Origin of the sequence: Gottfriedia acidiceleris (assembly GCF_004138285.1) — a bacterium.
Lineage (GTDB): Bacteria > Bacillota > Bacilli > Bacillales > Bacillaceae_G > Gottfriedia > Gottfriedia acidiceleris_A.
The window spans coordinates 57,651-81,589 of sequence record NZ_SCFN01000004.1; the positions used below are offsets into that span (position 1 = coordinate 57,651).

Below are 23,939 nucleotides of genomic sequence, written 5' to 3' on the forward strand. Positions count from 1 at the left end.
AAATGTGGCAAACGCCAAACTAATTCATTACAAGTCCACCATCAACATTGATTGTTTGTCCAGTAATGTATCTACTTGCATCCATTGCTAAGAATACTACTGCATTTGCAATATCTTCTGGTTGACCAAAAGATTGCAATGGAATATTCGATAACATTTGTGTTCTGATTTGCTCATTTAATTCATTTGTCATATCAGTTTCAATAAAACCAGGTGCAATTGCATTAACTGTAATATTTCTAGAAGCTAATTCCTTTGCTGCTGTTTTTGTTAAACCTAATACGCCAGCTTTTGCAGCTACATAGTTCATTTGTCCTGGATTACCAATTTGTCCTACAACTGAACTAATATTAATGATGCGGCCATTACGTTGACGAGTCATAAACTTCGCTGCTGCTTTGATACAATTGAATACACCTTTTAAGTTTGTATCAATTACATCATCCCAATCAGCATCTTTCATACGTAACAAAAGACCATCTCTTGTAATACCTGCGTTGTTTACTAGTATATCAATACTACCAAATTCATCAACAGTATTTTTTACTAATGCAGCAACTTCTTCACCATTTGATACATTTGCTTTATATGCAATTGCTTTAACTCCAAGAGCTGTAATTTCTTCTACAACTTTAAGAGCAGCCGCTTCATTACCAGAATAATTAACAACTACATTCGCACCATTTTTTGCTAAAGATAATGCGATTGCTCGTCCGATACCTCGAGATCCACCTGTAACTAATGCAACTTTACCATTTAGCATGATTTTATTTCCTTCCATTCATTTAAAAATTGGTTTAATGTTTCAACATCATAAACATTTACTAATTTTGATGATGGAGAGATCGCTTTTACTAATCCAGTTAAAACTTTACCAGGTCCAATTTCAACGAATGTATCAACACCAAGGTCAACTAATTCTTGAATAGATTGGTTCCATTTTACCGGAGAATATAATTGATTAACTAGCAATTCCTTAATTTCATTTGCATCTGTAACAACTTTAGCAGTAACATTTGAAATTAATGGCGTTACACAATCATTCACATTTATTTTACCAAGCTCATTTTGGAATTCTTCGCTTGCAGGTTTCATTAAAGATGAGTGGAATGGACCACTTACTTTTAAAGGTAATACACGTTTAGCTCCAGCTTCTTTTAGTAAACCAGAAGCAATTTGTACACCCTCTGCATCTCCAGTAATAACTACTTGTGTAGGAGAATTATAATTCGCAATACCTACAGAATGACCATTTTTATTCACTTCAGAAATAACTTCTTCAATTTTTTCTGGAGCTAAAAATAATACAGCTGCCATAGCACCTTGTCCTACTGGTACAGCTTGCTCCATTAATTGACCACGTTTATGTACTAATTTAACACCGTCTTCAAATGAAATGCTATTTGCTGCTACAAGCGCTGTAAACTCACCTAAACTATGACCAGCGACAAAGTCTGGTTTAATTCCAGCTGATTTAATCTTCTCAAGCATAGCAATTGAAGTTGTTAAGATTGCTGGCTGTGCATGATATGTAGCAGTTAACTCTTCATCAGTTCCATTGAAAATAATCTCAGAAAGACTAAAACCAATTTGTTCGTTAGCAGTTTCAAAAATAGATCCACATTCATTATAGCTCTCAGCTACATCTTTACCCATTCCAACTTTTTGTGATCCTTGTCCAGGAAAAATAAACGCCACTTTACCCATTGGAGTGACCCCCTTATGCATTTGATTCGATTTTCTCCATATGATCACTTACTAGTTTTACAACATTATGTTCAACCATCGTTTGAGTTTGCTTAATTGCACTAAAAATCCCCATAGCATCAGAACTTCCATGAGCCTTAATGACAGGTGATTTTAAGCCAAATAACGCTGCTCCACCATACTCAGAGTAATCCATTTTCTTTTTAACACCTTTTAAGTTTGGTTTTAATACAGCTGCTGCAAGCTTCGATGTGAAATTAGTAAGCATCGCATCTTTAATTAATGAAAACATTGCAAGTGCAGTACCTTCAATAGCTTTTAAAGCTATATTTCCAGTATACCCGTCTGTAACTACTACATCTGCTACTGAGTTCATTAAGTCTCTAGCTTCAACATTTCCTATAAAATTCAAATTACTTTCTTTTAGTAACTGGAATGTTTGTTTAGCAAGTTCATTACCTTTTTTATCTTCCGTACCGACATTTAGTAATCCTACAGTCGGATTATGTATACCTCTTACTTTTTGGGCATATACAGATCCCATTATCGCATATTGGAGTAAATGATTTGCTTTTGCATCAACATTAGCACCTACATCGAGGAATACAAAGCCTTTGCCATCTAAAGTAGGCATTGTAGGTGAAAGTGCAGGTCGTTCTACACCTTCCATTCGACCAACAACTAATAGGCCCGCTGTCATTAATGCCCCGGTATTTCCAGCAGAAATACATGCATCAGCATTACCTTCTTTTACTTGGTTTGCCATTAAGACCATAGAAGCATTCTTCTTTCTTCTAACCGCTCTAACTGGCTCTTCAGTTCCTTCAATTACTTCATCTGTATGGATAATCGTTATATTTTTATCATTCGTTAAGAATGGCTTTATTTTAGATTCATCACCAATTAAAGTAATATGTATATCATTCAATTTTTCAATTGCAAGCATCGCACCTTCAACGATAGCTTTTGGGGCATGATCTCCACCCATTGCATCGATAGCTATTTTCATCTTGTTCACTTCCTATTCTTCAATACTTCGGTGGTACATTTCGAACAAGCCATGGAATACATGTTCTTTTTCAACATAGCCATTGATATCAACTGTAGTACGCCTCGGATCTCCTTTTTGCGGTAAAACCTTTGCCTTCGCAATTACTCGATCATTCGTTCTTACTGGTTTAATAAAAACAAAATTGGATTTAGCTGTAAGAGCTAAATCATCATGAATAACTGCAACTGCTAAAGAATTAGCCTGGGCAAATAAGTGATGACCTCGGGCAATTCCATTTCTACTAAAAGTATGCTCTTCCTTAACGTCAAATATAGAAATGGCACTTTCGTTTAAATGAATATCAATAACTTCACCGATTATTTCATCTACTGGTAGTGATTTTACATCTTCTAATTGCTGAGTGGCAACATTTTTGATGCGCTCCCTTAACTCAGGAATTGATAATTCAAGACGATCAAGACGAATAGTTTGTATGCTTACAGATAATTGATTAGCTAAATCTTCATCTGTAATAAACGGATTTTCTTTTATAATTTTTTTTAACAATTCATGACGATCTTTTTTATTTCTTCTCATATTACATACCTCAACTACTAATTTGTGACCAGGTATTAAATACAGTTTATATTAAAAATCCACGTATTACAATAGTTTTTTGACAAACTTTTAATACCTAGTACTAATCTAATTTTTCTGAATTAAATATTCCCGTTCTGTCTAAGTACATTCTTAATCCTTGATAATCATTAGCTTTCCAAAATACATCTGAATTAACTAATAATGTTGCATCATTTCGCGCAACTTCTAATGCACGATAGTCATGTACCATATCAGCCATTTTAAATTCGGGTACACCACTTTGTTGTTTTCCAAAGAAATCTCCTGGTCCTCTAAGTTCTAAATCCTTTTCACTTAACTCAAAACCATCGTTTGTTTCTGTCATGATTGTTAGTCTTTCTTTTCCTACTTCACTTTTTGGATCACCAACTAAAATACAATACGATTGTTCTGAACCTCGTCCAACTCGTCCTCTTAGCTGATGTAATTGTGAAAGTCCAAAGCGATCTGCATCATAAATAACCATCACAGTTGCATTCGGTACATTTACACCTACTTCCACAACTGTCGTTGAAACTAATATTTGAACATCATTAGCTGCAAAAGCCTTCATCACGTCATCTTTCTCTGTTGATGATAGCTTTCCATGCATCAATCCAACCTTCGCTAAATTTTGATAATGAAACGATAGAACACTATGTAAATCTAATGCATTCTGAAGGTCTAATTTCTCTGACTCCTCGATAAGTGGACAGATTAGATATGCTTGTCGTCCATTTTTAATTTCTTTACCGATAAAATCTAAAACGCGATCAAACATTTCTTGTTTGACCCAATACGTTTCTATTTTTTTACGACCAGCTGGATATTCATCTATAATCGATACATCCATTTCACCAAAAGCTGTTATTGCCAAAGTTCTTGGGATTGGAGTTGCTGTCATAAATAATACATCAGGGAAATAACCTTTTTCTCTTAAAACTCTTCGTTGCCCAACACCAAATCGATGTTGTTCATCTGTTATTACAATGCCTAATTTATTAAATTGAACCTCATCTTGAATTAAAGCATGAGTACCGACTAAAATATGTACCTCACCGTTTTTTAAACGTTCCAGGATTTCACGACGCTTTTTACCTTTTACAGAACTTGTAAGAAGTTCAACATTTACTTCTGTATGTTGTAGCATTTTTGCTAAAGATTCAAAATGTTGCTCAGCTAAAATTTCTGTAGGCACCATTAATGCCCCTTGATAACCATTAAGTGTACATGCATACAATGCTATTGTTGCGACAACGGTTTTCCCCGACCCAACATCACCTTGTAATAAGCGATTCATTCGATAAGGACTTTCTAAATCTGTGAATATTTCTTGTACAACTCGATTTTGAGCTGATGTCAGAGGAAATGGTAAGGATTGGATTAGTTGTTGAATTTTTTCAATGTTTAATGTTTTTGGGATACCTTTTGATTGATTACGCTGAATTTTTCGAAGTGCTTGCATTTTTAGTTGAAAAAGAAAAAACTCTTCATAAACAAAGCTTCTTCTAGCTTGTTTTAAACTATTCGCATCAATTGGGTGGTGAAGTAATCTCATTGTTTCTGAACGATTTAAAAGTTTATATTTTTGAATTAGTTCATTTGGCACTAAATCATTTATTAAATGTCCAAATTTTTTAAAAGACTGCTCAACAAATTTACGCATTGTTTTTACAGACATTTTACCCTTAATTGAATAGACAGGCTCAATTTCATGACTATTCGTACGTGAACCAAATACAAGGTCTGATAATGAAATGGTTTGTTTATGTTGGTCCCACTTACCAGAAACAGTTACATGCTCATTTAAGTTTAACTTTGTTTTAAAATATGGTCGATTAAAACAAATAACAGTAATTAAGTATCGATCAACTAAAAGTCGAAATGTTAGTCGTGATTTATTTTTGCCAAAATATTGAAGAAGAGGAGCGCTATGAACAATCCCCTCGACAGTCACGCGCTCTTCATGCTTCACTTCTGATAAATCCTTATTTCGAAAATCCTCATATCGATACGGTAAATATTCGATTAAGTCATTTATAGTAAAAATACCCATATCATTTAATTGTGTTTCAGTTTCTTCGCCAACACCACTTAATACAGATATTTTTTGTTCAAGTTCATTACTCACTATTTTTTTAGCGAAACACCAAATATTTTAGCTTCCAATTCACGTCCTGTTGGCGTTGCCGCTAGTCCTCCTTCTGCAGTTTCTCTTAACGCAGATGGCATTGTTTGTCCAATTCGATACATAGCATCAATTACTTCGTCACATGGGATTCGACTTGTAATACCTGCTAATGCCATATCTGCTGCTACCATAGCGTTAGCAGCACCCATTGCATTTCGCTTAACACATGGTACTTCTACTAAACCTGCAACCGGGTCACATACTAAACCAAGCATATTTTTTAATGTAATGGCAAATGCTTCAGCACTTTGACTTGGAGTACCGCCAGCCATTTCAACGATCGCTGCTGCTGCCATACCACTTGCAGAGCCTACTTCCGCTTGACAGCCACCTGCAGCACCTGAAATTGACGCATTATTGGCTACAACAAAACCGAAAGCACCTGATGCAAATAAGAATTCAATCATTTGCATTCGAGTAGGATTTAATTTCTCTTTTACAGCAAAAAGAGTTCCAGGAACTACACCAGCAGAACCTGCTGTAGGAGTTGCACAAATCGTACCCATTGCAGCATTTACTTCATTTGTCGCAACCGCTTTACTAACAGCATCTAAAAGTAAATGACCTGAAAGCGAATTACCTTTTGCAATGTAATTTTGAAGTAATACAGCGTCTCCTCCTGTTAAACCTGTTGGCGAGTGAACACCTGCAAGTCCTCTTTCAACTGCCTTTTCCATAACAACAAGATTTTGCTCCATTTTACCGATAATCTCTTCACGGCTTCTTCCTGTAAAAGACATCTCTTGTTGGATCATTATTTCTGAAATTTTAACATTTTTTGACTCAGCTAATTCAACTAATTCAGCAACATTTTTAAACATTTAAGTTCCCCCTCTCCTTAATCAACCATTTTCGTAACGCGAATGATATGTGGTAAAGATTCAATTTCTTTAATAATTTTATTATCTAAATCTTGGTCGACCTCAATTGCCATCAATGCAATTTGTCCGACTTCTTTACGTGAAACTTCCATATGGCCAATATTTACCGCATATTTCATTAGGACATTTGTTACACCAGCAATCGAACCAAAACGGTCATTATGAACAACAAGGATTGCAGGGTAATTACCCGAAAGTTTAAGTTCAAATCCATTCAACTCAATAATTTCAATTTTTCCACCACCGATTGAAATTCCCACTAACTCAAATGGTTGGTCATCATCGAGAATAGAAATTTTCACTGTATTTGGATGCTCCGTTACTGCATCTTCTTCAATGAAATCAACTGACATCCCTTTTTCTTGTGCAATATTTAATGATTCTGGAATACGCTCATCAAATGTATCAAAATCTAATAATCCACCAATAAGCGCAACATCTGTACCATGTCCACGATATGTTTTAGCAAATGAACCATATAATGAAATCAAAATCTTTTTTGGTTCTTTTCCATAAAGATTTCTTGCTACACGACCAATTTTAGCCGCTCCCGCTGTATGTGAACTAGAAGGACCAATCATAATTGGACCAATTATGTCAAAAACACTTTTATATTTCATCACGTTTCCCCCAATACGTTATTGTAAAAGCGTATTATATTTAGTTTTTGTTTTGTTAGAACAAATCATTTATATAAAAAGTTGGTATTATGGACAAAACAATGTCCACCTTATAGTGTAATACGAAATTCTACAGAGTTCTACGTTATTTTACATTAGTCTTTAAATAAATTACAAAAAAAAAAGAAGAAGTGATCACACTTCCTCTTTTATCTTGCTATATTTTATCTTATTCAATCGAAAAAATATATGAATATAAAGGTTGACTTCCGTTATGAACTTCAATCTCTAAGTGATCAAAGCTCTCTTCGGCAAATTCGACTAATTTTGAAATTTCTTCATCTGATACGTCTTGACCATATAAGATTGTTAATATTTCAGAATCTTCATCAATCATATCTTGTAATAATTTTTTTGCAGCCTCTAATTGATTTGCATCTGTTGTAACAATTTTACTTTCAAGGATCCCCATGAAATGATTTTTTGTTATTTCAACACCATCAATTTCAGTATCTCGAACCGCATAAGTTATTTGACCTGTTTTTACTGTCTTTAAAGCATCTTGCATTCCAGATTTATTTTCATTTAATGATGCTGTAGGATTAAATGCTAATAAAGCGGACATACCTTGAGGTACTGTTTTAGACGTTACAACTGCTACATTACATTCTGCAACAGATGCAGCTTGCTCGGCAGCCATCACAATATTTCCGTTGTTAGGAAGTACAATAACATTTTCTGCGTTGCATTGTTCAATCGCTTTTACAATGTCTTCTGTACTAGGATTCATTGTTTGACCGCCTTCAATTACAACAGTTGCCCCAATACTTTCAAATAATGCTTTAATCCCTGATCCCATAGCTACCGTAACGATACCAAATTCTTGTTTTTCAGTAGATTGTTCAGACTCATTTTTAGAAGGAGATTCATTTGAAACCTCTTCATGTAGTAAGTTAGTATGTTGTTCGCGCATATTTTCAGCTTTTAGTTTTAAAAAGCTTCCAAATCGTTGACCTAAATTAAATACTTCCCCAGGGTACTCAGCGTGAATATGAACTTTTACAATTTCATCATCAGCAACTACTAATAAAGAATCACCCCACGCACTTAACTCTTTACGGAAAGTGTCTATGTCAAAAGGATGTTTTTTTAATTTATCTTTTTCAAATCGCACCATAAATTCAGTACAGTATCCGTAAACAATGTCTTCAGTATTTAACATACTTTGTACATTACGATGTTCTGCTTCAACAAGTTCCTCAATTGAAAGTGTCGCCTCAGCACCTTCTAGGGAAATTTCTTCACCTTTTAATGCCGCTAAGAATCCTTCATAGACAAGTACTAATCCTTGGCCTCCACTATCAACTACACCAACTTGTTTTAACACAGGTAGTAAGTCTGGAGTACGGTTTAATGATGCATTTGCTTCAGTAATTGTTTCCTCAAGAAAAGGAATAAATTCTTCATGCGTTTTTGCTATGACAACTGCTTTTTTTGCTGTTTCTCTTGCAACTGTTAAGATTGTTCCTTCAATAGGCTTCATAACAGCTTTATAAGCAGTTTCTACCCCTGCTTCTAATGCTAAAGCAAAATCAGTTGTTGAAATTGTATCCTTTGTTTCAATTGATTTAGAAAAACCTCTAAATAATTGAGAAAGGATTACACCAGAATTACCACGCGCCCCCATCAATAAGCCCTTTGCGAAGCTTTGACCAACTTTCCCTACATGACTATTTGGTTTTTCTTTTACTTCCTTAGATCCTGAAGTAATAGAAAGATTCATATTTGTTCCAGTATCACCATCTGGTACCGGGAATACATTTAATGAATCTACAAATTTTACATTTTTCGTTAAGTTATTTGCACCTTGAATCACCATATCTGCAAATAATTTACCGTCAATACGTTTTATCGACACAAATTCTCCTCCTTAATGCGTCTTTACAGGTTAGCTACTTTCACACCTTGAACAAAAATATTAACAGAGTCAACTGACAAGCCTAATGTTTGATCAAGAGTATACTTCACTTTATTTTGTACGTTATTAGCAACTTCAGAAATCTTCGTACCATAGCTTACAATTATGTACATATCGATATTAACGTCTTCACCTACTTGACGAACAATAACACCTTTTGTAAAGTTATCTTTTTTTAGGATTTCTGTAAGACCATCCTTAATTTGTTTCTTAGAAGCCATTCCAACAATACCGTAGCAATCAATGGCAGCTCCACCAGCAATTGTAGCGATCACATCTGTCCCAATCTCGATTGTTCCATATTGAGTTTTCATTTCTAATGACATAATTTGGTCCCCCTTATTGGATAATCCAAGTATAGTTAGTTATACTACTTACTTATTATTGTATACCTTTTTCCAAAATAATTCTATTGACTCACTACTATTATTAGCATTTCAATAATATTCATGGTTAATTATAGAAAATACAATTTTTGAAGAATTTCTTTTCAATAAGTCAGGGAGGTCCCTCTTTAATATTTAGTATATCATACATTTCGATGTCAAGGTTTTTTTCTTGAACAACTTACCAATAACTGTTGCATTAACCGAAACGGTATGATAAATTATAGTAGTGTTTGAATGAAAATAATCATTTGAAATGTTATTCCGTTTTTTGTTAGGAGGGAAATAGATGGCTCGTGTTTGTGTAATCACAGGAAGAAAATCTCGTTCTGGTAACAGTCGCTCTCACGCTATGAATGCTTCAAAACGTACTTGGGGTGCTAACCTTCAAAAAGTTCGTATTTTAGTAAACGGTAAACCAAAGCGTGTTTACGTTTCAGCGAGAGCATTAAAATCAGGTAAAATTGAGCGCGTTTAATTTATTAACGTACTAAAAAGCATAGCGATCCGCTATGCTTTTTTACTTTTTTTATGATACCTATTGCCTCTAACCAAAAAAACCTACTCCAACTAATCTAAGCGTCTTTTTTAAATGTACTCAGCATAGCGCGAACAAGTCCGCCAAGAAATCTAGGTAATTTAATCGTATAAAATTTCATGCTTTCCCTCCTACAAGCTTTCTAGCATTTTTAAGGAAAAGATTAATCCTATTACATTCTACTTGCGATGAGCGAAAACTATGACATGAAATTGTTAATCTTTGCTCCTTACTACTAATGCTATGCCTTCGCTAAATGAAATAGACCCTTCACTCTCTAGCAGTTCATTGCTTACACATAGTGATGATCCAATCTCCAATAAATGATTAGTTAGTGGGTATTTAAACCCCTTTAAAGTTAAATTTTCTACTTTAGCACCTAATGAAAAAAAGGATACGTATTTAAATTGCTGCAGTTTACTAATAAAATGGGTACCTTCCTGAATGACATATATTTCGTTATATTCATCAACGATTTTTATTGGAACACCAGAATCCATAAATTTTATTAATAATGTAATACTGCCAAATTCATGATCTAAGCGTTTTCCCGTTACACAATGGATGAAAATCTTTTCTGGTTTTTGTTTAATTGCCCATTGAATAGCAAGTTCTAAATCTGTTTCATCTTTTTCAGGAGGGTAAATAAAAACATTTGGGACAAGTCTTTTTATCTTTTCTAAATTTTCATCGCTTAAAGAATCAAAATCACCGAATATTGCCTCTGGAATTAATCCTTCTTCAATTAAGTAATGAGCTCCATTATCTACGCCAATCAGCACCTGGTTTTCGTCTTTCTGAGTTATTTCAGTAATTGTATTCGATTTCGGTCCTGCACCTACAATATGTATAGTCAACTTTTTTCCACCTTTAAAAAAATGCAATCGAATGTCGATTGCATTTTTTGTTTCATAATTAGATTTTCCATGCAATTTTAGATGATTACATTATCCTCTAATTTTCGCTATTGCTTCTTTTCTGTCTTCCTTATTATAAACTGCTGAACCGGCTACTAATACGGTAGCACCTGCTTCTTTACAAAGTTTAGCCGTATTTTCGTCAACGCCACCGTCTATTTCGATTTCAACTGATAAATTGCGTTCTTTAATCAAATTAGCAACTTGTTTAATTTTAGGAACAACTGAATGAATAAATTTTTGTCCTCCAAAGCCTGGATTTACTGTCATTAAAAGGACCATGTCAACATCATCTATAATCTGTTCAATTGATGAAACTGGAGTCGCTGGATTAAGAACTACACCTGCTTTAATACCAAATGATTTAATAGTTTGAATCGTACGGTGCAAATGTGTACACGCTTCAACATGAACCGTAATAATGTCCGCTCCAGCTTTTACAAATTGCTCTATGTATTGATCAGGTTTTTCAATCATTAAATGTACATCAAGTGGGAGCTTCGTCACTGGTCTAATTGCTTCTACAATTAGTGGTCCAATTGTAATATTTGGTACAAAATGACCATCCATTACATCGACGTGAATATAATCTGCTCCTCCACGTTCTACATCTAAAATTTCTTCTCCAAGTTTAGCAAAATTCGCTGAAAGGATTGATGGTGCAATTTTAACCATGATTAATACCTCGGCTTTCTATCTCTTATTTCTTCTATGAATGATACATAATGATCATATCGTTTAGGAGAAATTTCCCCACTTTCAACTGCAGCTTTTACTGCACATTTTGGTTCTTTTAAGTGGGTACAACCTCTAAATTTACATTCTTGACTTTTTTCTCGCATTTCCACAAAACAATACGATAAATCTTCAGATTCGATTCCCATAAATTCCAATGAACTAAAACCAGGAGTATCTGCAACTAGCCCCTGTCCAATTTTTATTAATTCAACATGTCTAGTTGTATGTTTTCCTCGTCCTAAATGAGAGGAAATAATACCAGTTTTTAAATCTAACTCTGGATTAATCGCATTTAGTAAAGTTGACTTACCAACGCCAGATTGTCCTGCAAATACAGATATTTTATTTGACATATGTGGAAGTACTTTTTCCAATCCTTCCTCAGTTTTTGAAGAAGTTAAACATACTTCATATCCAATTTGGCGATAATAAGAAACGTATTCATATACTAATTTTAATTGTGTTTCTGAACACAAATCGATCTTTGTAATCACAATTAAAGGTGTAATTTCATTAAACTCAATTAATACAAGGAATCGATCTAATAATATTGGAGAAAAATCAGGCTCTACTGCTGAAAAAACTAAAATTGCTTGATCAACATTTGCAATTGGAGGTCGAACAAGTTCATTCTTTCGCTCTTTAATTTCAAGTAGATAACCCTCTCCACTTTTTTCGATATGATATTCTACCTCGTCTCCAACTAAAGGTGTAATTTTCTTATTACGAAAATTCCCTCTACCACGACAAGTAACAACTGTCTCATCTGTTTCGACATAATAGAATCCACTCAATGCTTTTATGATTTTGCCTTCTGGCATATACTCACTCCTACAGCTCTTTAATTCGATGGATAAGGTACATCTCTTTCTGCAATAACTTGACCATCTTTAACAATTTTATAGGAAGCAGTTTGTCCAGGATCAATTGTCACTTCTACTGGTATAGTAGTTGTTTCGGTGATCGATTTTGAAATTGCAGGTTTTTCACCATTATTATTTTTATCCCTAATAAATACCTCAATTAGCTGAGGTGAACTAGGATTGGTTGGTGTATATGGTACTTGTACATTGATTGTTACTTTTTTCGTCTTTTCTTTTTGTTTTCCAGAAGAAATAACGACATTTAATGTATCCCCTTCTTTTACTGCAACGTTAGCAGATGGAGATTGAGAAATAACATGATTTTCAGCAACTGTTCCAGAATCTTCTTTCGTTACGTTAAGCTTTAGGTTATTGTCGCCTGCATAGGTTTCAACATCTTTTCTAGACCATCCTTTTAGGTCACGAAGAGTGATTGTAGATGACCCTTTACTAATCCATACATTTAAATCTGTTTCTGATGGAACGACTTCAGCCCCAACATTCGGAGATTGGTCTATTATTTCACCTTCTGGTTCATCACTTTCGATAAAATGCGTTGTAACAGAGCGATAATCGTCTTGTAATCGAGATTTTATCGTGTTGTATTGGAACCCTTTTAGGTCTTCCATCTCGTTACTTTTTTTACCTTTTGATTTATAAATCGTTATCGATGAATTTTCTTTAACAGTTTCCCCAATATTAGGAGACGTTTTAACTACTTTCCCTTCATCAACTTCATCATCAAAAATTTCTTTTGGATCGCTTATCTTTAACCCTTTTGATGCAAGCAACGTAACCGCACTTTCGTATGTCATATCCTTAACATCCGGAATTTCTACGTCTTCAGGTAAAAATAACGCAGGAATCAATGTTATAGCTAATAAACCACCAATTAAAAGTGCAATAAATGTACCTATAATAAACTTTGCAAAAGAATTTTTCTTCTTCCGTTTTAATTTATCAGGTTCATTTTTGACAGGTTCTTTTTTGATTGGTTCTTTTTCTTTGTTTGATTTTTTCTTTGTCGGTACGACAACAGTATCATCATTAGTTGATACAGGAATATCCTTTATGATCGGAATTACCTTCGTTTCATCATCATTTGTAGGAATCACAAAAGGTTTTTCATTCAAACGATCACTATTTAAAGCAGTTTGTAAATCTAGCTTCATCTCATCTGCAGTATCATATCGATAAAAGATATCTTTAGCAGTAGCTTTTAAAACGATATTTTCAACGCTTTGTGGTATTTCTGGATTAAATTTTGTTGGTGGTGGAACTTCACTTTGTAAATGTTTTAATGCTATCGCAACAGCACTCTCACCCGAAAATGGTAGTTTGCCAGTTAAAAGCTCAAACATTACAATACCTAAAGAATAAATATCTGATTTTTTATTCGCAACTCCACCTCTTGCTTGTTCAGGTGAAAGGTAGTGAACAGAACCAAGTACTGAATTTGTTTGTGTAATTGTTGCAGCTGTCGAAGCTGTTGCAATTCCAAAATCAGTTATTTTTACATTTCCTTCTTTATTTAGTAAAATATTTTGCGGTTTTACATCTCTATGAACAATTTGAAAATGATGCGCATGAGCTAATGCTGAGGCTAATTGTTCCATAATCCTCAATACTTCTTTTGGCTTTATTGGTGTATGATGCTGAATATACTCCTTTAAAGTCTCACCTTCAACGTATTCCATGACGATATACTGTAATCCATCTTCTTCCCCAACGTCATATGAGCTTACGATATTTGGATGAGATAGCGAAGTAACTGAATATGCTTCACGTTGAAATCTTCTTAAGAAGTCAGGGTCGTTTGAAAAATCAGCTTTCAACATTTTTACAGCTACATCTCGATCTAATATCATATCACGGGCTAAATAAACGTTTGCCATACCGCCAACACCAATTAATTTTAAAATCTTATATCGGTCGTTTAGGCGTCTACCTATCATCAAGCTCATCATCACCCTTTCTCTATATTTCTAGGCTCAAACTTAATAATGGCAAGCGTGATGTTATCTTCTCCACCAAGATCATTTGCGAGTGAAATCAACTGGTTACCGAGAATATCAATTGGTAGATTTTCATTTAATTTTTCATTAAAAAGTTCATTTGATATTTTATTCGATAAACCATCTGAACATAAAATGATTAAATCATCTTCTTCCCAAGTTAAAGTTTTAATATCAACATCAACTGTTTCCTCTGTACCAAGTGCTCGCGTAATAACATTTTTACGAGGATGAATTTCTGCATCCTCCATAGATATTTGCCCAAATTTAACGAGTTCAGCGACAAAAGTATGATCTTCTGTTATTTGCTTAAACCCTTCATCATTCCTCAAATAACTTCTACTATCACCTATATGTGCAATCGTAAAAAATAAAGGAGTACAAATAATCGCTTCAAGAGTTGTCCCCATACCCTTGCACTCTTCATTTTGCTCTGAATGAACTAATAAGTTTGTATTTAATTGCGCTACAATATTTTTTAGCCAAGATTCGGCTTCTATCGGTGTTTCAAAATTACTAGTATTTTTCCACTCTGCTTCGAGGAAATTGATCGCCATCATACTCGCAACCTCACCCGCTAAATGGCCACCCATTCCGTCAGCAACTACAGCTAATACGATTCCTGAATCGTTCGTAAATATACCTACACTATCCTCATTATGCTCTCGAACTTTCCCCGTATCAGTTTGAAAAAAAGTTTGCATTGTTTCACCTCGTCTCCTCTTTACGCTCCTTTGCACGCAACTGTCCACAAGCTGCATCTATATCATGACCTTGTTCACGACGAATTGTAACATTAACTCCATTATTTTTTAGTACTTTTTCAAATGCAAAGATTTGTTCCTTAGGTGTTCTTACGTAATCTCTTTCAGGTACATAGTTAACCGGAATTAAATTAACATGACATTTAACTCCTTTAAGTAAGTTAGAAAGTTCTTCAGCATGCTCAACTTGGTCATTTTCACCACCGAATAAACCATATTCAAACGTTACACGTCTACCTGTCTTTTCAACATAGTAACGAACAGCGTCCATTAAATCCGGTAATTTGTATGCACGATTAATTGGCATTAATTTAGAACGTAACTCACTGTTAGGAGCATGTAATGAAATCGCGAAATTAATTTGAAGTCCTTCATCAGCAAAGCTATAGATTTTTGGAATGATTCCACTTGTTGATACTGTAATATGTCTTGCACCAATGTTAAGACCTTTATCAGAATTAACAATTCTTAAGAAATCCATTAAACCATTATAGTTATCAAATGGTTCGCCTATACCCATAACTACGATTGAGCTAACTCTTTCTTCAACTTCATCAATAGCACGTTGTACTTCTAATACTTGTGCAACGATTTCACCTGCTTCAAGATTTCGTTTTAAACCGCCAAGAGTCGATGCACAAAAAGTACATCCAATTCGACAACCTACTTGTGTCGTTACACATACAGAATTGCCATAATTATGTCTCATTAAAACAGTTTCAATCGAATATCCATCATGTAATTCAAATAAAAATTTCATAGTACCATCTGAAGAGGTTTGTTTAACTAATGTTTTTAATGTCGTTATTGTAAAATTCTCTTCAAGTAACATACGTAGATCTTTTGGAATATTTTGCATTTCTTCAAAGCTTTCAACTCGTTGTACGTATAGCCAATTATAAATTTGCTTAGCACGGAAAGCCTGCTGCTTTTGCGCCTTTAACCAATCCTCTATATCACTCACTTTTAACGAGTAAATTGAGGGTTTATGAGTTTTTTCTATTTTGACTGAATTTGTAGTATTTTCTAATTTCAACGTTACACCTTCTTCCTTAATCTTGCAATAAAAAATCCATCCGTTCCAAAATAATGTGGTAGAAGCTGTACATACCCTTTTTGAACTGATTTATTTTTATTTAATTTTTCCGGAACATGATCAATTAATGAATGATCTAATTCATAATCATGATGCTCATCTAAAAAAGCTTCGACCACATCAATATTTTCTTCATGTCCAACTGTACAAGTGCTATATACTAAAGTTCCACCTGGTTTAACTAACTTTGAAGCTTCGTCTAAAATAGACTTCTGAACTCTTTGTAAATTTGTTACATCAGTAGCATTCTTTTTTAATAAAATATCTGGTTTACGACGAATAACCCCTAAACCAGAACATGGAGCATCTACTAATACTTTGTCAAATAATCTTCCTTCAAACTCTTCAGGTGCTTTTCTTGCATCTAGAGCTTTCGTTTCTATATTATCTAACCCTAAACGATTAGCTTGTTCTTTTATTAGCTTTACTTTATGATTGTGTAAATCTAATGAAGTGACTGATCCAGTACCGCCTAACAACTCAGCAATATGTGTTGATTTCCCTCCAGGTGCTGCACATGTGTCCAATATATCTTCACCTTTTTTAACTCCAAGTGCTTGTGCAACTAACATCGAGCTTTCATCTTGAATTGAAAGGTAACCTTCTTTAAATGCATTCGTATGAGCAACATTTCCTTTTTGGATTTCTATTGCAAATGGAGACAGTTTTCCTTCCTTGACCTGTACTCCTTCATCTTCAAGCATTTTAAGCACTTCTTCTCTTGTTGATTTCATTGTATTTACTCTTGCAGTTTGAAACGGTGGAAGTATGTTCACTTCACAAATTTTTCTCGTTTCTTCTTCTCCGAACTCTTTTACCCATTGTTCAATTAACCAATTTGGATGATTCGTTTCAATTGAAAGCTTTTCGATCGGGTCCTTTATTTCATCGATTGAGCGTAAACCATTTCTTTGAATATTTCTTAAAACCCCATTTACTAAAGAAGCAATTCCTTTATGTCCTCGCTTTTTAGCAATATTAACAGCCTCATTTAAAACTGCGTGAGGAGGTATACGATCTAAAAAATGCAATTGATATAATGAAAGTTTTATTAATATATAAACCCATTCTTCTAATTTCTTCTGATTTTTAATGAATGGTTCTAAATAAAAATCTAATAATTGATCTCTTTGGATTGTTCCATAGATTATTTCTGTTAAAAGTCCTGAATCAGCAGAAGATAAATCATTCTTTTGTATATAGTTATTTACTAACAAATTACTATACGATTGATTTTTATAAACTGAAAGAAGAGCCTCTAAGGCAATCTCTCGTACATTTTTACTCATGTTATTCTCCTAACTTCATTCCACGTTCAATAAAAGAACCTGCACCATTTATATATTGTTTTGCTTCCATTCTCTTTTTACCAGCAGGCTGTAGATCAGTAATTTTGATAGCAGTATGATTACCTGTTGCCACTAATATGCCATCGTTTAAAACATCAATTATTTCACCTGGTGTAGAATTTTGATTCGTATTTGTTTTTTCACTCCACCAAACTTTTAAAACTTCTCCGTTTAATGTAGTATAAGCTACTGGCCAAGGGTGTAAACCTCTTACGTGATTATAAATCTCTTCACCAGTTTTTGACCAATTAATTTGTTCTTCCTCACGCTTAATATTTTTTGCTAAGCTTACTTTACTTTCATCTTGCTTTACTGCAGTAATTTCACCTTTTAATAATGGTGGGATTGTTTCTGAAAGTAAATTCGCACCCGCAATACTTAATTTATCGTGAAGCGTTCCAACGTGATCTTTTTCTTCAATTGGAACAACCACTTTGGCTAACATATCACCAGCATCTAACTTTTCAACCATATACATAATTGTTACACCAGTTTCACTCTTTCCTTGAATGATTGAATAGTGAATTGGAGCCCCACCTCGTAATTCTGGTAACAATGAAGCATGTACATTTATACAACCAAATTTAGGAGCTTCAAGAATATCTGTAGGAAGAATTTGTCCAAAAGCTGCAGTTACAATTAAATCTGGCTTCAATGCCAACACTTTTTCTGTTTCTTCTGGAAGTCTAATTTTTTCAGGTTGTAAAACTGGAATATTATGTTTTAAAGCCTCTACTTTAACAGGAGGTGGAGTTAGCACTCTTTTTCGACCAACAGGGCGATCTGGCTGAGTTACTACGCCTACTACATCATATCCTTCTTCGATTAATCTTCTTAAAACAGGAACAGAAAAATCTGGCGTCCCCATAAAAACAATCTTTGTCATTTTTTTGCCTACCCTTCTAATTCACTTTCTTCATAGTATTTCGAGACTTTAGAAGTGAATAAAACTCCATTTAAATGATCAATTTCATGTAAAAGTGCACGAGCTAAAAATCCACGAGCTTCTATAATAAAATATTTTCCTCGTTTATTTTGCGCTTTGATTTTTGCATAGCTAGGTCTTGTTACATCACCATATAAGTTAGGGAAACTTAAACAACCTTCAACATCAGTTTGCTCGCCTTTTGTTTCCATTACGATTGGATTAATTAAATCAATTCTTCCATTCTCATCTTCAACATCAACAACAGCTACTTGTTGCAGAATTCCAATTTGTGGAGCTGCTAAACCAACACCATCTGCTGCCAGCATTGTCTCATACATGTTATTTAAAAGTTTTACTAAATTTTTATCAAATGTCGTCACTTTTTCACAAGGTGTTTCAAGTACTTCATTTGGATATTCTACTATTTTTAATAAAGCCAATTTCACAACTCCTATCTTGATTGTACGTTTAATTTAATTTCTAAAGAAAGACCTTTGTCTTATGCTTGTCGGGGCTGAGCAAACGCCATCCGCTTTTCTTCACATAAACATAGTAGGTTGAAAGTCGATTGTTAATTGTAGTTTTCCTTTGTCCGTTTCGTCTTGGTAGTATTGTTGGATTCGGTTTAGTACGTCATAGAGTGCAGGTTCAGATTTGTATTTTATCACACATTGATATCGAAAATGGTCTTTTATTTTTGCAATTGGTGATGCTACTGGTCCGAGTACAATTGATCCTTCTGACAAGTACTCTCTTAAATAGCTTGCAATTTGTTCACTTACTTTTACTGTTTTTATCAAATCATTATGTGCTATTGATATTAAAACTAAATAATAAAAAGGTGGATATCGAAATGAACGTCTTATTTTCATTTCTTCTTCATAAAACGCAACATAGTCCTGTGTTTTAGCTAATTCAATACTATAATGCTCTGGTGAATATGTTTGTATAACTACTTCACCTGGTTTTTCATGACGACCAGCTCTTCCACTTACTTGTGTCAATAAGCTAAATGTTCGCTCACTTGCTCTGAAATCAGGTAAATGAAGTGAACTATCTGCTGCTAAAACACCAACCAATGTAACATTTGGAAAATCAAGTCCTTTTGCAATCATTTGTGTACCTAGTAATATATCAGCCTCACCGTTACCAAATTGCTTAAGCATTTTTTCGTGGGCACCTTTACGACTAGTTGTATCATTATCCATTCTAATCACTCGTGCTTCTGGATACGTTTTTGTAATAGCTTCCTCTACCTTCTGAGTTCCAGTTCCAAAAAATCGAATATGTTCACTCTGGCAAGATGGGCATTGTTTTGGCATATATGTTTCATATCCGCAATAATGACATTTTAGATGATGGTTATGTTTATGATAAGTTAAGGAAACCTCGCAATGGGGGCACTGAATTGTGTAACCACAATCTCTACACATTACAAACGAAGAATAGCCTCGACGGTTTAAAAATAAGATGATTTGTTCCTTCTTCTCTAATCGATCAATTATTTTTTCATGTAAAGCTGTAGAAAACATCGTACGATTACCGATTCTTAACTGCTCTCTCATATCGACTATTTCCACTGCAGGTAAAGGGCCTTGGTTAACCCTTTTGGACATTGTATTTAGCTCATAAACACCTTTACCAGCTCTAGCAAATGATTCTAAAGTAGGAGTCGCACTTCCTAAAACGATAGGACAATGATGATATTCTCCTCTCCAAATTGCAATATCTCTTGCATGATATCTTGGATGTTCATCTTGTTTATAAGTCGTCTCGTGTTCTTCATCAATAATGATCATGCCAATGTTTTCAAATGGTGCAAAGATAGCTGAACGGGCACCCACTACTACCTTAACTTCTTTTCTTTGAATCTTTCTCCATTCATCATATTTCTCACCAATAGATAGACCGCTATGTAGAACTGCAACATCATTTCCAAATCTACTTTTAAAACGTCCTACAATTTGTGGGGTAAGTGAAATTTCTGGTACTAATACGATTGCTTCTTTCCCAACAGATAGGACCTCTTGAATAGTTTGCAAATAAACTTCTGTCTTTCCACTACCTGTTACTCCATGTAAAAGATGAATCCTATTCTTTCTTTCATGAAATGAAGAAACTATTTGCTCAAAAGCAATCTGTTGTTCTTCTATTAGAGGTAAAGGCTTAGAACGTTCAATTTCCTTACCTTCATAAGGATCACGATAAACTTCTACTGTTTTAATTGAAATTACCTCGTTTTTCTCCAATGTCTTTATAGGTGAATCAGTAATTCCAAGACATTCTTTTAACTCCTTCACACTTGTTTGACCATTCATACGTAAGTATTCAATAATGTCTTTTTGTTGTGGAGATTTGATCATAGGCAATTCTTCGTCTAATACCTTTAATAGAGAAACTACACGTTCTGTTTTTTTATTTACTTTATTTTTCACTTCATATTCAATTTCAAGCAATCCATCTTTAATTGCTCGTTGAACTAATGAAATTTTACTAACAAGATTTTCTATTTCAGTCCATTCTCTTCTTTTTACGATAGAAAATAGATTTGCTAATTCAGGAACTAATTGATCTAAAGCTTCTTCAGATGTTACTTGAACATGTTTTTTATATACAGCTTTAATGGCAGTAGGAAGCATTGCTTGATATGCAGAAATGAAAAAACAAAGTGTTTTTTGAGATAGATAAGAACCTAACAGAAGAAGTTCTTCTGTTAAAACTGGCATGACATCAAGAACTTCTTCGATTTCTTTAACCTTCTCTAAATTAGTTGTTTCTTTTATAGACAATACGAATCCTTGAACTTTCCTTGGCCCAAATGGAACAATTACACGCATTCCAGGTTGTATTGCATCCTGCCACCTAGTTGGTACTTTATAATCAAAAGGACGGTCTGTTTGTCTGACTGATACATCAACTAAAACTGATGCGTATGTCATCTTTCTACCTCATTTAATAAGTGATGAACTTCAAGTAGTATTTGTTCTGCTACTTCTTTTTTACTCATTTTAGGAAGTGGCTTAACATCACCATTCCGCTTAAAAATTGTTACAATATTCGTATCAGATCCAAAACCAGCCCCTGCTTTTGTTACATCATTTGCAACAATCATATCAGCATTTTTCTTTAAAAGTTTACTTTTTGCATACTCATCTACTTGATCAGTTTCTGCAGCAAACCCTACTAAAATTTGATGTGTTTTATGTTGACCTAAAGTTAGTAGAATATCTTTCGTACGTTTAAAAGGAATTGAAAGATCACCATCAGCTTTTTTCACTTTTTGATCATAAGTAATTGAAGGTGTATAATCAGCAACTGCAGCTGTTTTTATTACAACATCCGCCTCATTATAATAAGACCAAATCGCTTCAAACATTTCCTCAGCAGACTCGGTTTGGATAAATTGACACCCTTTAGGTGGTGTTAAATTAGTTGGTCCAGAAACAAGAATTACCTCTGCTCCTAACGAAACTGCAACTTCTGCGATACTATAGCCCATCTTACCCGTTGAATGATTTGAAACAAAGCGAACTGGATCAATTTTTTCAACTGTTGGACCGGCAGAAATGATAATTTTTTTACCTTTTAATAATCCAGCTTCTCTTTGGAAATGTTCATTCACAAATTGAACAATTTCTTCCGGCTCTGCTAATCTACCTTTTCCTACATATCCACATGCTAAATACCCTTCATTTGGCTCAATAAATCGATGACCAATCTCTTTCAATATGTTCATATTCTTTTGAACAATCGGATGGTTATACATATTAACATTCATAGCTGGTGCGATCCAAACTGGTTTTGTTGCAGCAAGTAATGTTGCCTGAATCATTTCATCTCCAAGACCATTAGCTAATTTTCCAATTGTATTAGCAGTTGCTGGAGCTACGATTATTAAGTCAGGCCAATCACCTAAATCGATATGTGCAATTTTTGAACTATCTTTTTCATCAAAAGTATCTATATAAACATCATTTCTTGATAAAGCTTGAAACGTTAAAGGTGTCACAAATTTAGTTGCGGAGGGGCTCATCATTACTTTAACGTCATATCCTGCTTGTACTAATTTACTTGTAAGTGCTGCTGCTTTATAGACTGCAATTCCACCTGTAACACATAGGAGAATCTTTTTTTGTTCCACTCACCTTCACCCTTTCAAATTTTATTCTTTCTATGTAATATGTCAAAAAATAGGTCTTTTGGATGTTCTATGTCTAAGATACCACAAATATGTTTGAAATAAATGTTATAGGCTTTTCTAAAAAGAGCTCGCCAATGAGCTTAATCGTCAAAGTCAGAAGTTTAGTTGTACTTATCCTTTTTTCTAAAATCAGCCCTTTTCGTCGATTAAACTACTCGGCTATTTTATCACAAAAATAAGACTGCCCCCATTTCCAATTACCACGAAACTTTAAGGAGAGGTGTTAAACACCACGTTGTCCTTTTTAGTCATATGGATAATTAGCAAATGTTTTGGGACAGCCTCATCACACAGTTAAATATTAATCTTCTTTAACTTCTTCAAGTTTTCTATAAGATAATAATCCAGCATTAATTTCTTCTAATGCTTTTCCTACAAATTTATCAGATACCGGTTTTTCAACACGAGTATCTTTACTTACTTGCATTTCGCGAGCACGCTTTGAAGCAACTGTTACTAGCGTATATTTTGAGTCTAATTTTGTTAATAAACGGTCAATCGAAGGATATAACATAGTTTATTCGGCCTCCATCATTCTTTTATAATAATTTGCAACTCGTTCACGTTTTAAATGTTCACTTAAAATAATTGCTTTAATACGGTCACAAGCTAAATCAACTTGATCATTTTCAACTACATAATCGTAAGCATCCATCATTTCAATTTCTTCTTTTGCTGCATTCATACGATTCATAATCACATCTTCAGTTTCTGTACCTCTTGTTACAATTCTATTTTGTAATTCTCTCATACTCGGAGGGGCTAAGAAAATAAAAATCCCTTCAGGAAAAGCTTTTTTTACTTGTAGGGCACCTTGAACTTCAATTTCTAGGAAAATGTCTTTTCCTTCGCTTAATGTTTTTTCAACATAATCAATTGGCGTCCCATAGTAATTACCTACAAACTCTGCCCACTCAAGGAACTTATTTTCATTTATTTTCTGTTTGAAATCTTCTTTTGATGTAAAGAAATAATCTACTCCATGTACTTCACCTTCACGAGGATTTCTTGTCGTCATCGAAATACTATATTGCAGATCTAAGTCCTTATTATCAAAAATAGCTTTACGCACCGTACCTTTACCTACTCCTGATGGACCAGAAAGTACGATTAATAAGCCTCTTTCATGCCTCATTTATGACCCTACCCTTCTAATTC

The 23,939-nt window shown here is 34.2% G+C and carries 24 protein-coding genes; 1 reads left to right on the plus strand and 23 read right to left on the minus strand.

Annotated elements, in window-relative coordinates; translation table 11 throughout:
• Positions 1-19: 19 nt before the first annotated feature.
• The 9 genes from fabG to EP747_RS06980 form a co-directional block, all read right to left on the minus strand.
• On the minus strand, positions 20-763 hold the full coding sequence (fabG, locus tag EP747_RS06940; protein WP_098861808.1) for a 3-oxoacyl-[acyl-carrier-protein] reductase: 744 nt from the start codon (positions 761-763) through the stop codon (positions 20-22).
• The gene (fabD, locus tag EP747_RS06945; protein WP_129689152.1) at positions 757-1,707 is read right to left on the minus strand and encodes an ACP S-malonyltransferase; all 951 of its coding nucleotides are present in this window, start codon (positions 1,705-1,707) and stop codon (positions 757-759) included. Before fabD ends, fabG begins: the two co-directional genes overlap by 7 nt.
• A gap of 13 nt (positions 1,708-1,720) precedes the next feature.
• Positions 1,721-2,716 carry a phosphate acyltransferase PlsX gene (gene plsX, locus EP747_RS06950; protein ID WP_129689153.1) on the minus strand — a complete coding sequence of 332 codons (996 nt, stop codon included), beginning with the start codon at positions 2,714-2,716 and terminating at the stop codon, positions 1,721-1,723.
• Positions 2,717-2,728: 12 nt separating this feature from the next.
• Complete coding sequence (fapR, locus tag EP747_RS06955) at positions 2,729-3,295, minus strand: transcription factor FapR (protein WP_025568940.1); 567 nt, start codon at positions 3,293-3,295, stop codon at positions 2,729-2,731.
• 103 nt (positions 3,296-3,398) lie between these two features.
• A complete protein-coding gene (recG, locus tag EP747_RS06960; protein ID WP_129689154.1) occupies positions 3,399-5,447 on the minus strand; it encodes an ATP-dependent DNA helicase RecG in 2,049 nt (682 codons plus the stop codon).
• Positions 5,447-6,328 carry an L-serine ammonia-lyase, iron-sulfur-dependent, subunit alpha gene (gene sdaAA, locus EP747_RS06965; protein WP_129689155.1) on the minus strand — a complete coding sequence of 294 codons (882 nt, stop codon included), beginning with the start codon at positions 6,326-6,328 and terminating at the stop codon, positions 5,447-5,449. The genes recG and sdaAA overlap by 1 nt, the downstream gene beginning before the upstream one ends.
• A gap of 17 nt (positions 6,329-6,345) precedes the next feature.
• A complete protein-coding gene (gene sdaAB / locus EP747_RS06970; RefSeq protein ID WP_129689156.1) occupies positions 6,346-7,008 on the minus strand; it encodes an L-serine ammonia-lyase, iron-sulfur-dependent subunit beta in 663 nt (220 codons plus the stop codon).
• A gap of 229 nt (positions 7,009-7,237) precedes the next feature.
• Entirely contained in the window at positions 7,238-8,926 is a 1,689-nt protein-coding gene (locus EP747_RS06975) for a DAK2 domain-containing protein (protein WP_129689157.1), read from the minus strand.
• 23 nt (positions 8,927-8,949) lie between these two features.
• Positions 8,950-9,312, minus strand: coding sequence for an Asp23/Gls24 family envelope stress response protein (locus EP747_RS06980; protein ID WP_088012978.1), 363 nt, complete (start codon positions 9,310-9,312; stop codon positions 8,950-8,952).
• A gap of 349 nt (positions 9,313-9,661) precedes the next feature.
• Here EP747_RS06980 and rpmB point away from each other — a divergent pair, with 349 nt between their 5' ends.
• Positions 9,662-9,850 (plus strand): 50S ribosomal protein L28, encoded by a 189-nt coding sequence (gene rpmB, locus EP747_RS06985; protein ID WP_025568947.1) that lies wholly within the window; start codon positions 9,662-9,664, stop codon positions 9,848-9,850.
• Between the two features lie 97 nt (positions 9,851-9,947).
• Here the strand turns inward: rpmB and spoVM are convergent, their stop codons facing one another.
• From spoVM to gmk, 14 genes are all read right to left on the minus strand, one after another.
• Positions 9,948-10,031 (minus strand): stage V sporulation protein SpoVM, encoded by an 84-nt coding sequence (spoVM, locus tag EP747_RS06990; protein WP_129689544.1) that lies wholly within the window; start codon positions 10,029-10,031, stop codon positions 9,948-9,950.
• A 94-nt stretch (positions 10,032-10,125) separates the two neighbouring features.
• On the minus strand, positions 10,126-10,767 hold the full coding sequence (locus EP747_RS06995; protein WP_165346896.1) for a thiamine diphosphokinase: 642 nt from the start codon (positions 10,765-10,767) through the stop codon (positions 10,126-10,128).
• A gap of 90 nt (positions 10,768-10,857) precedes the next feature.
• A complete protein-coding gene (rpe, locus tag EP747_RS07000; RefSeq protein WP_129689159.1) occupies positions 10,858-11,502 on the minus strand; it encodes a ribulose-phosphate 3-epimerase in 645 nt (214 codons plus the stop codon).
• A gap of 2 nt (positions 11,503-11,504) precedes the next feature.
• On the minus strand, positions 11,505-12,386 hold the full coding sequence (gene rsgA, locus EP747_RS07005; RefSeq protein WP_129689160.1) for a ribosome small subunit-dependent GTPase A: 882 nt from the start codon (positions 12,384-12,386) through the stop codon (positions 11,505-11,507).
• Between the two features lie 20 nt (positions 12,387-12,406).
• Complete coding sequence (gene pknB / locus EP747_RS07010) at positions 12,407-14,386, minus strand: Stk1 family PASTA domain-containing Ser/Thr kinase (RefSeq protein ID WP_129689161.1); 1,980 nt, start codon at positions 14,384-14,386, stop codon at positions 12,407-12,409.
• Between the two features lie 8 nt (positions 14,387-14,394).
• Positions 14,395-15,147 carry a Stp1/IreP family PP2C-type Ser/Thr phosphatase gene (locus EP747_RS07015; RefSeq protein ID WP_129689162.1) on the minus strand — a complete coding sequence of 251 codons (753 nt, stop codon included), beginning with the start codon at positions 15,145-15,147 and terminating at the stop codon, positions 14,395-14,397.
• Positions 15,148-15,151: 4 nt separating this feature from the next.
• Positions 15,152-16,210, minus strand: coding sequence for a 23S rRNA (adenine(2503)-C(2))-methyltransferase RlmN (gene rlmN, locus EP747_RS07020; RefSeq protein ID WP_129689545.1), 1,059 nt, complete (start codon positions 16,208-16,210; stop codon positions 15,152-15,154).
• Between the two features lie 35 nt (positions 16,211-16,245).
• A complete protein-coding gene (gene rsmB / locus EP747_RS07025; protein ID WP_129689163.1) occupies positions 16,246-17,592 on the minus strand; it encodes a 16S rRNA (cytosine(967)-C(5))-methyltransferase RsmB in 1,347 nt (448 codons plus the stop codon).
• A gap of 1 nt (position 17,593) precedes the next feature.
• Entirely contained in the window at positions 17,594-18,538 is a 945-nt protein-coding gene (gene fmt / locus EP747_RS07030) for a methionyl-tRNA formyltransferase (protein WP_129689164.1), read from the minus strand.
• Between the two features lie 8 nt (positions 18,539-18,546).
• Complete coding sequence (gene def / locus EP747_RS07035) at positions 18,547-19,020, minus strand: peptide deformylase (protein WP_129689165.1); 474 nt, start codon at positions 19,018-19,020, stop codon at positions 18,547-18,549.
• Positions 19,021-19,119: 99 nt separating this feature from the next.
• Positions 19,120-21,519 carry a primosomal protein N' gene (gene priA / locus EP747_RS07040; protein WP_129689166.1) on the minus strand — a complete coding sequence of 800 codons (2,400 nt, stop codon included), beginning with the start codon at positions 21,517-21,519 and terminating at the stop codon, positions 19,120-19,122.
• Positions 21,516-22,721 (minus strand): bifunctional phosphopantothenoylcysteine decarboxylase/phosphopantothenate--cysteine ligase CoaBC, encoded by a 1,206-nt coding sequence (coaBC, locus tag EP747_RS07045; protein ID WP_129689167.1) that lies wholly within the window; start codon positions 22,719-22,721, stop codon positions 21,516-21,518. Before coaBC ends, priA begins: the two co-directional genes overlap by 4 nt.
• A 361-nt stretch (positions 22,722-23,082) precedes the next feature.
• On the minus strand, positions 23,083-23,295 hold the full coding sequence (gene rpoZ / locus EP747_RS07050) for a DNA-directed RNA polymerase subunit omega (protein ID WP_129689168.1): 213 nt from the start codon (positions 23,293-23,295) through the stop codon (positions 23,083-23,085).
• Between the two features lie 3 nt (positions 23,296-23,298).
• Positions 23,299-23,916 (minus strand): guanylate kinase, encoded by a 618-nt coding sequence (gene gmk / locus EP747_RS07055; protein ID WP_098808997.1) that lies wholly within the window; start codon positions 23,914-23,916, stop codon positions 23,299-23,301.
• Positions 23,917-23,939: the final 23 nt, after the last annotated feature.

Coding starts and splice junctions, on each gene's coding strand:
- fabG (WP_098861808.1), bottom strand. CDS start 763: ATGCTAAATGGTAAAGTTGCATTAGTTACAGGTGGATCTCGAGGTATC.
- fabD (WP_129689152.1), bottom strand. CDS start 1,707: ATGGGTAAAGTGGCGTTTATTTTTCCTGGACAAGGATCACAAAAAGTT.
- plsX (WP_129689153.1), bottom strand. CDS start 2,716: ATGAAAATAGCTATCGATGCAATGGGTGGAGATCATGCCCCAAAAGCT.
- fapR (WP_025568940.1), bottom strand. CDS start 3,295: ATGAGAAGAAATAAAAAAGATCGTCATGAATTGTTAAAAAAAATTATA.
- sdaAA (WP_129689155.1), bottom strand. CDS start 6,328: ATGTTTAAAAATGTTGCTGAATTAGTTGAATTAGCTGAGTCAAAAAAT.
- sdaAB (WP_129689156.1), bottom strand. CDS start 7,008: ATGAAATATAAAAGTGTTTTTGACATAATTGGTCCAATTATGATTGGT.
- EP747_RS06980 (WP_088012978.1), bottom strand. CDS start 9,312: ATGTCATTAGAAATGAAAACTCAATATGGAACAATCGAGATTGGGACA.
- rpmB (WP_025568947.1), top strand. CDS start 9,662: ATGGCTCGTGTTTGTGTAATCACAGGAAGAAAATCTCGTTCTGGTAAC.
- spoVM (WP_129689544.1), bottom strand. CDS start 10,031: ATGAAATTTTATACGATTAAATTACCTAGATTTCTTGGCGGACTTGTT.
- rpe (WP_129689159.1), bottom strand. CDS start 11,502: ATGGTTAAAATTGCACCATCAATCCTTTCAGCGAATTTTGCTAAACTT.
- rsgA (WP_129689160.1), bottom strand. CDS start 12,386: ATGCCAGAAGGCAAAATCATAAAAGCATTGAGTGGATTCTATTATGTC.
- EP747_RS07015 (WP_129689162.1), bottom strand. CDS start 15,147: ATGCAAACTTTTTTTCAAACTGATACGGGGAAAGTTCGAGAGCATAAT.
- rsmB (WP_129689163.1), bottom strand. CDS start 17,592: ATGAGTAAAAATGTACGAGAGATTGCCTTAGAGGCTCTTCTTTCAGTT.
- fmt (WP_129689164.1), bottom strand. CDS start 18,538: ATGACAAAGATTGTTTTTATGGGGACGCCAGATTTTTCTGTTCCTGTT.
- priA (WP_129689166.1), bottom strand. CDS start 21,519: ATGACATACGCATCAGTTTTAGTTGATGTATCAGTCAGACAAACAGAC.
- rpoZ (WP_129689168.1), bottom strand. CDS start 23,295: ATGTTATATCCTTCGATTGACCGTTTATTAACAAAATTAGACTCAAAA.
- gmk (WP_098808997.1), bottom strand. CDS start 23,916: ATGAGGCATGAAAGAGGCTTATTAATCGTACTTTCTGGTCCATCAGGA.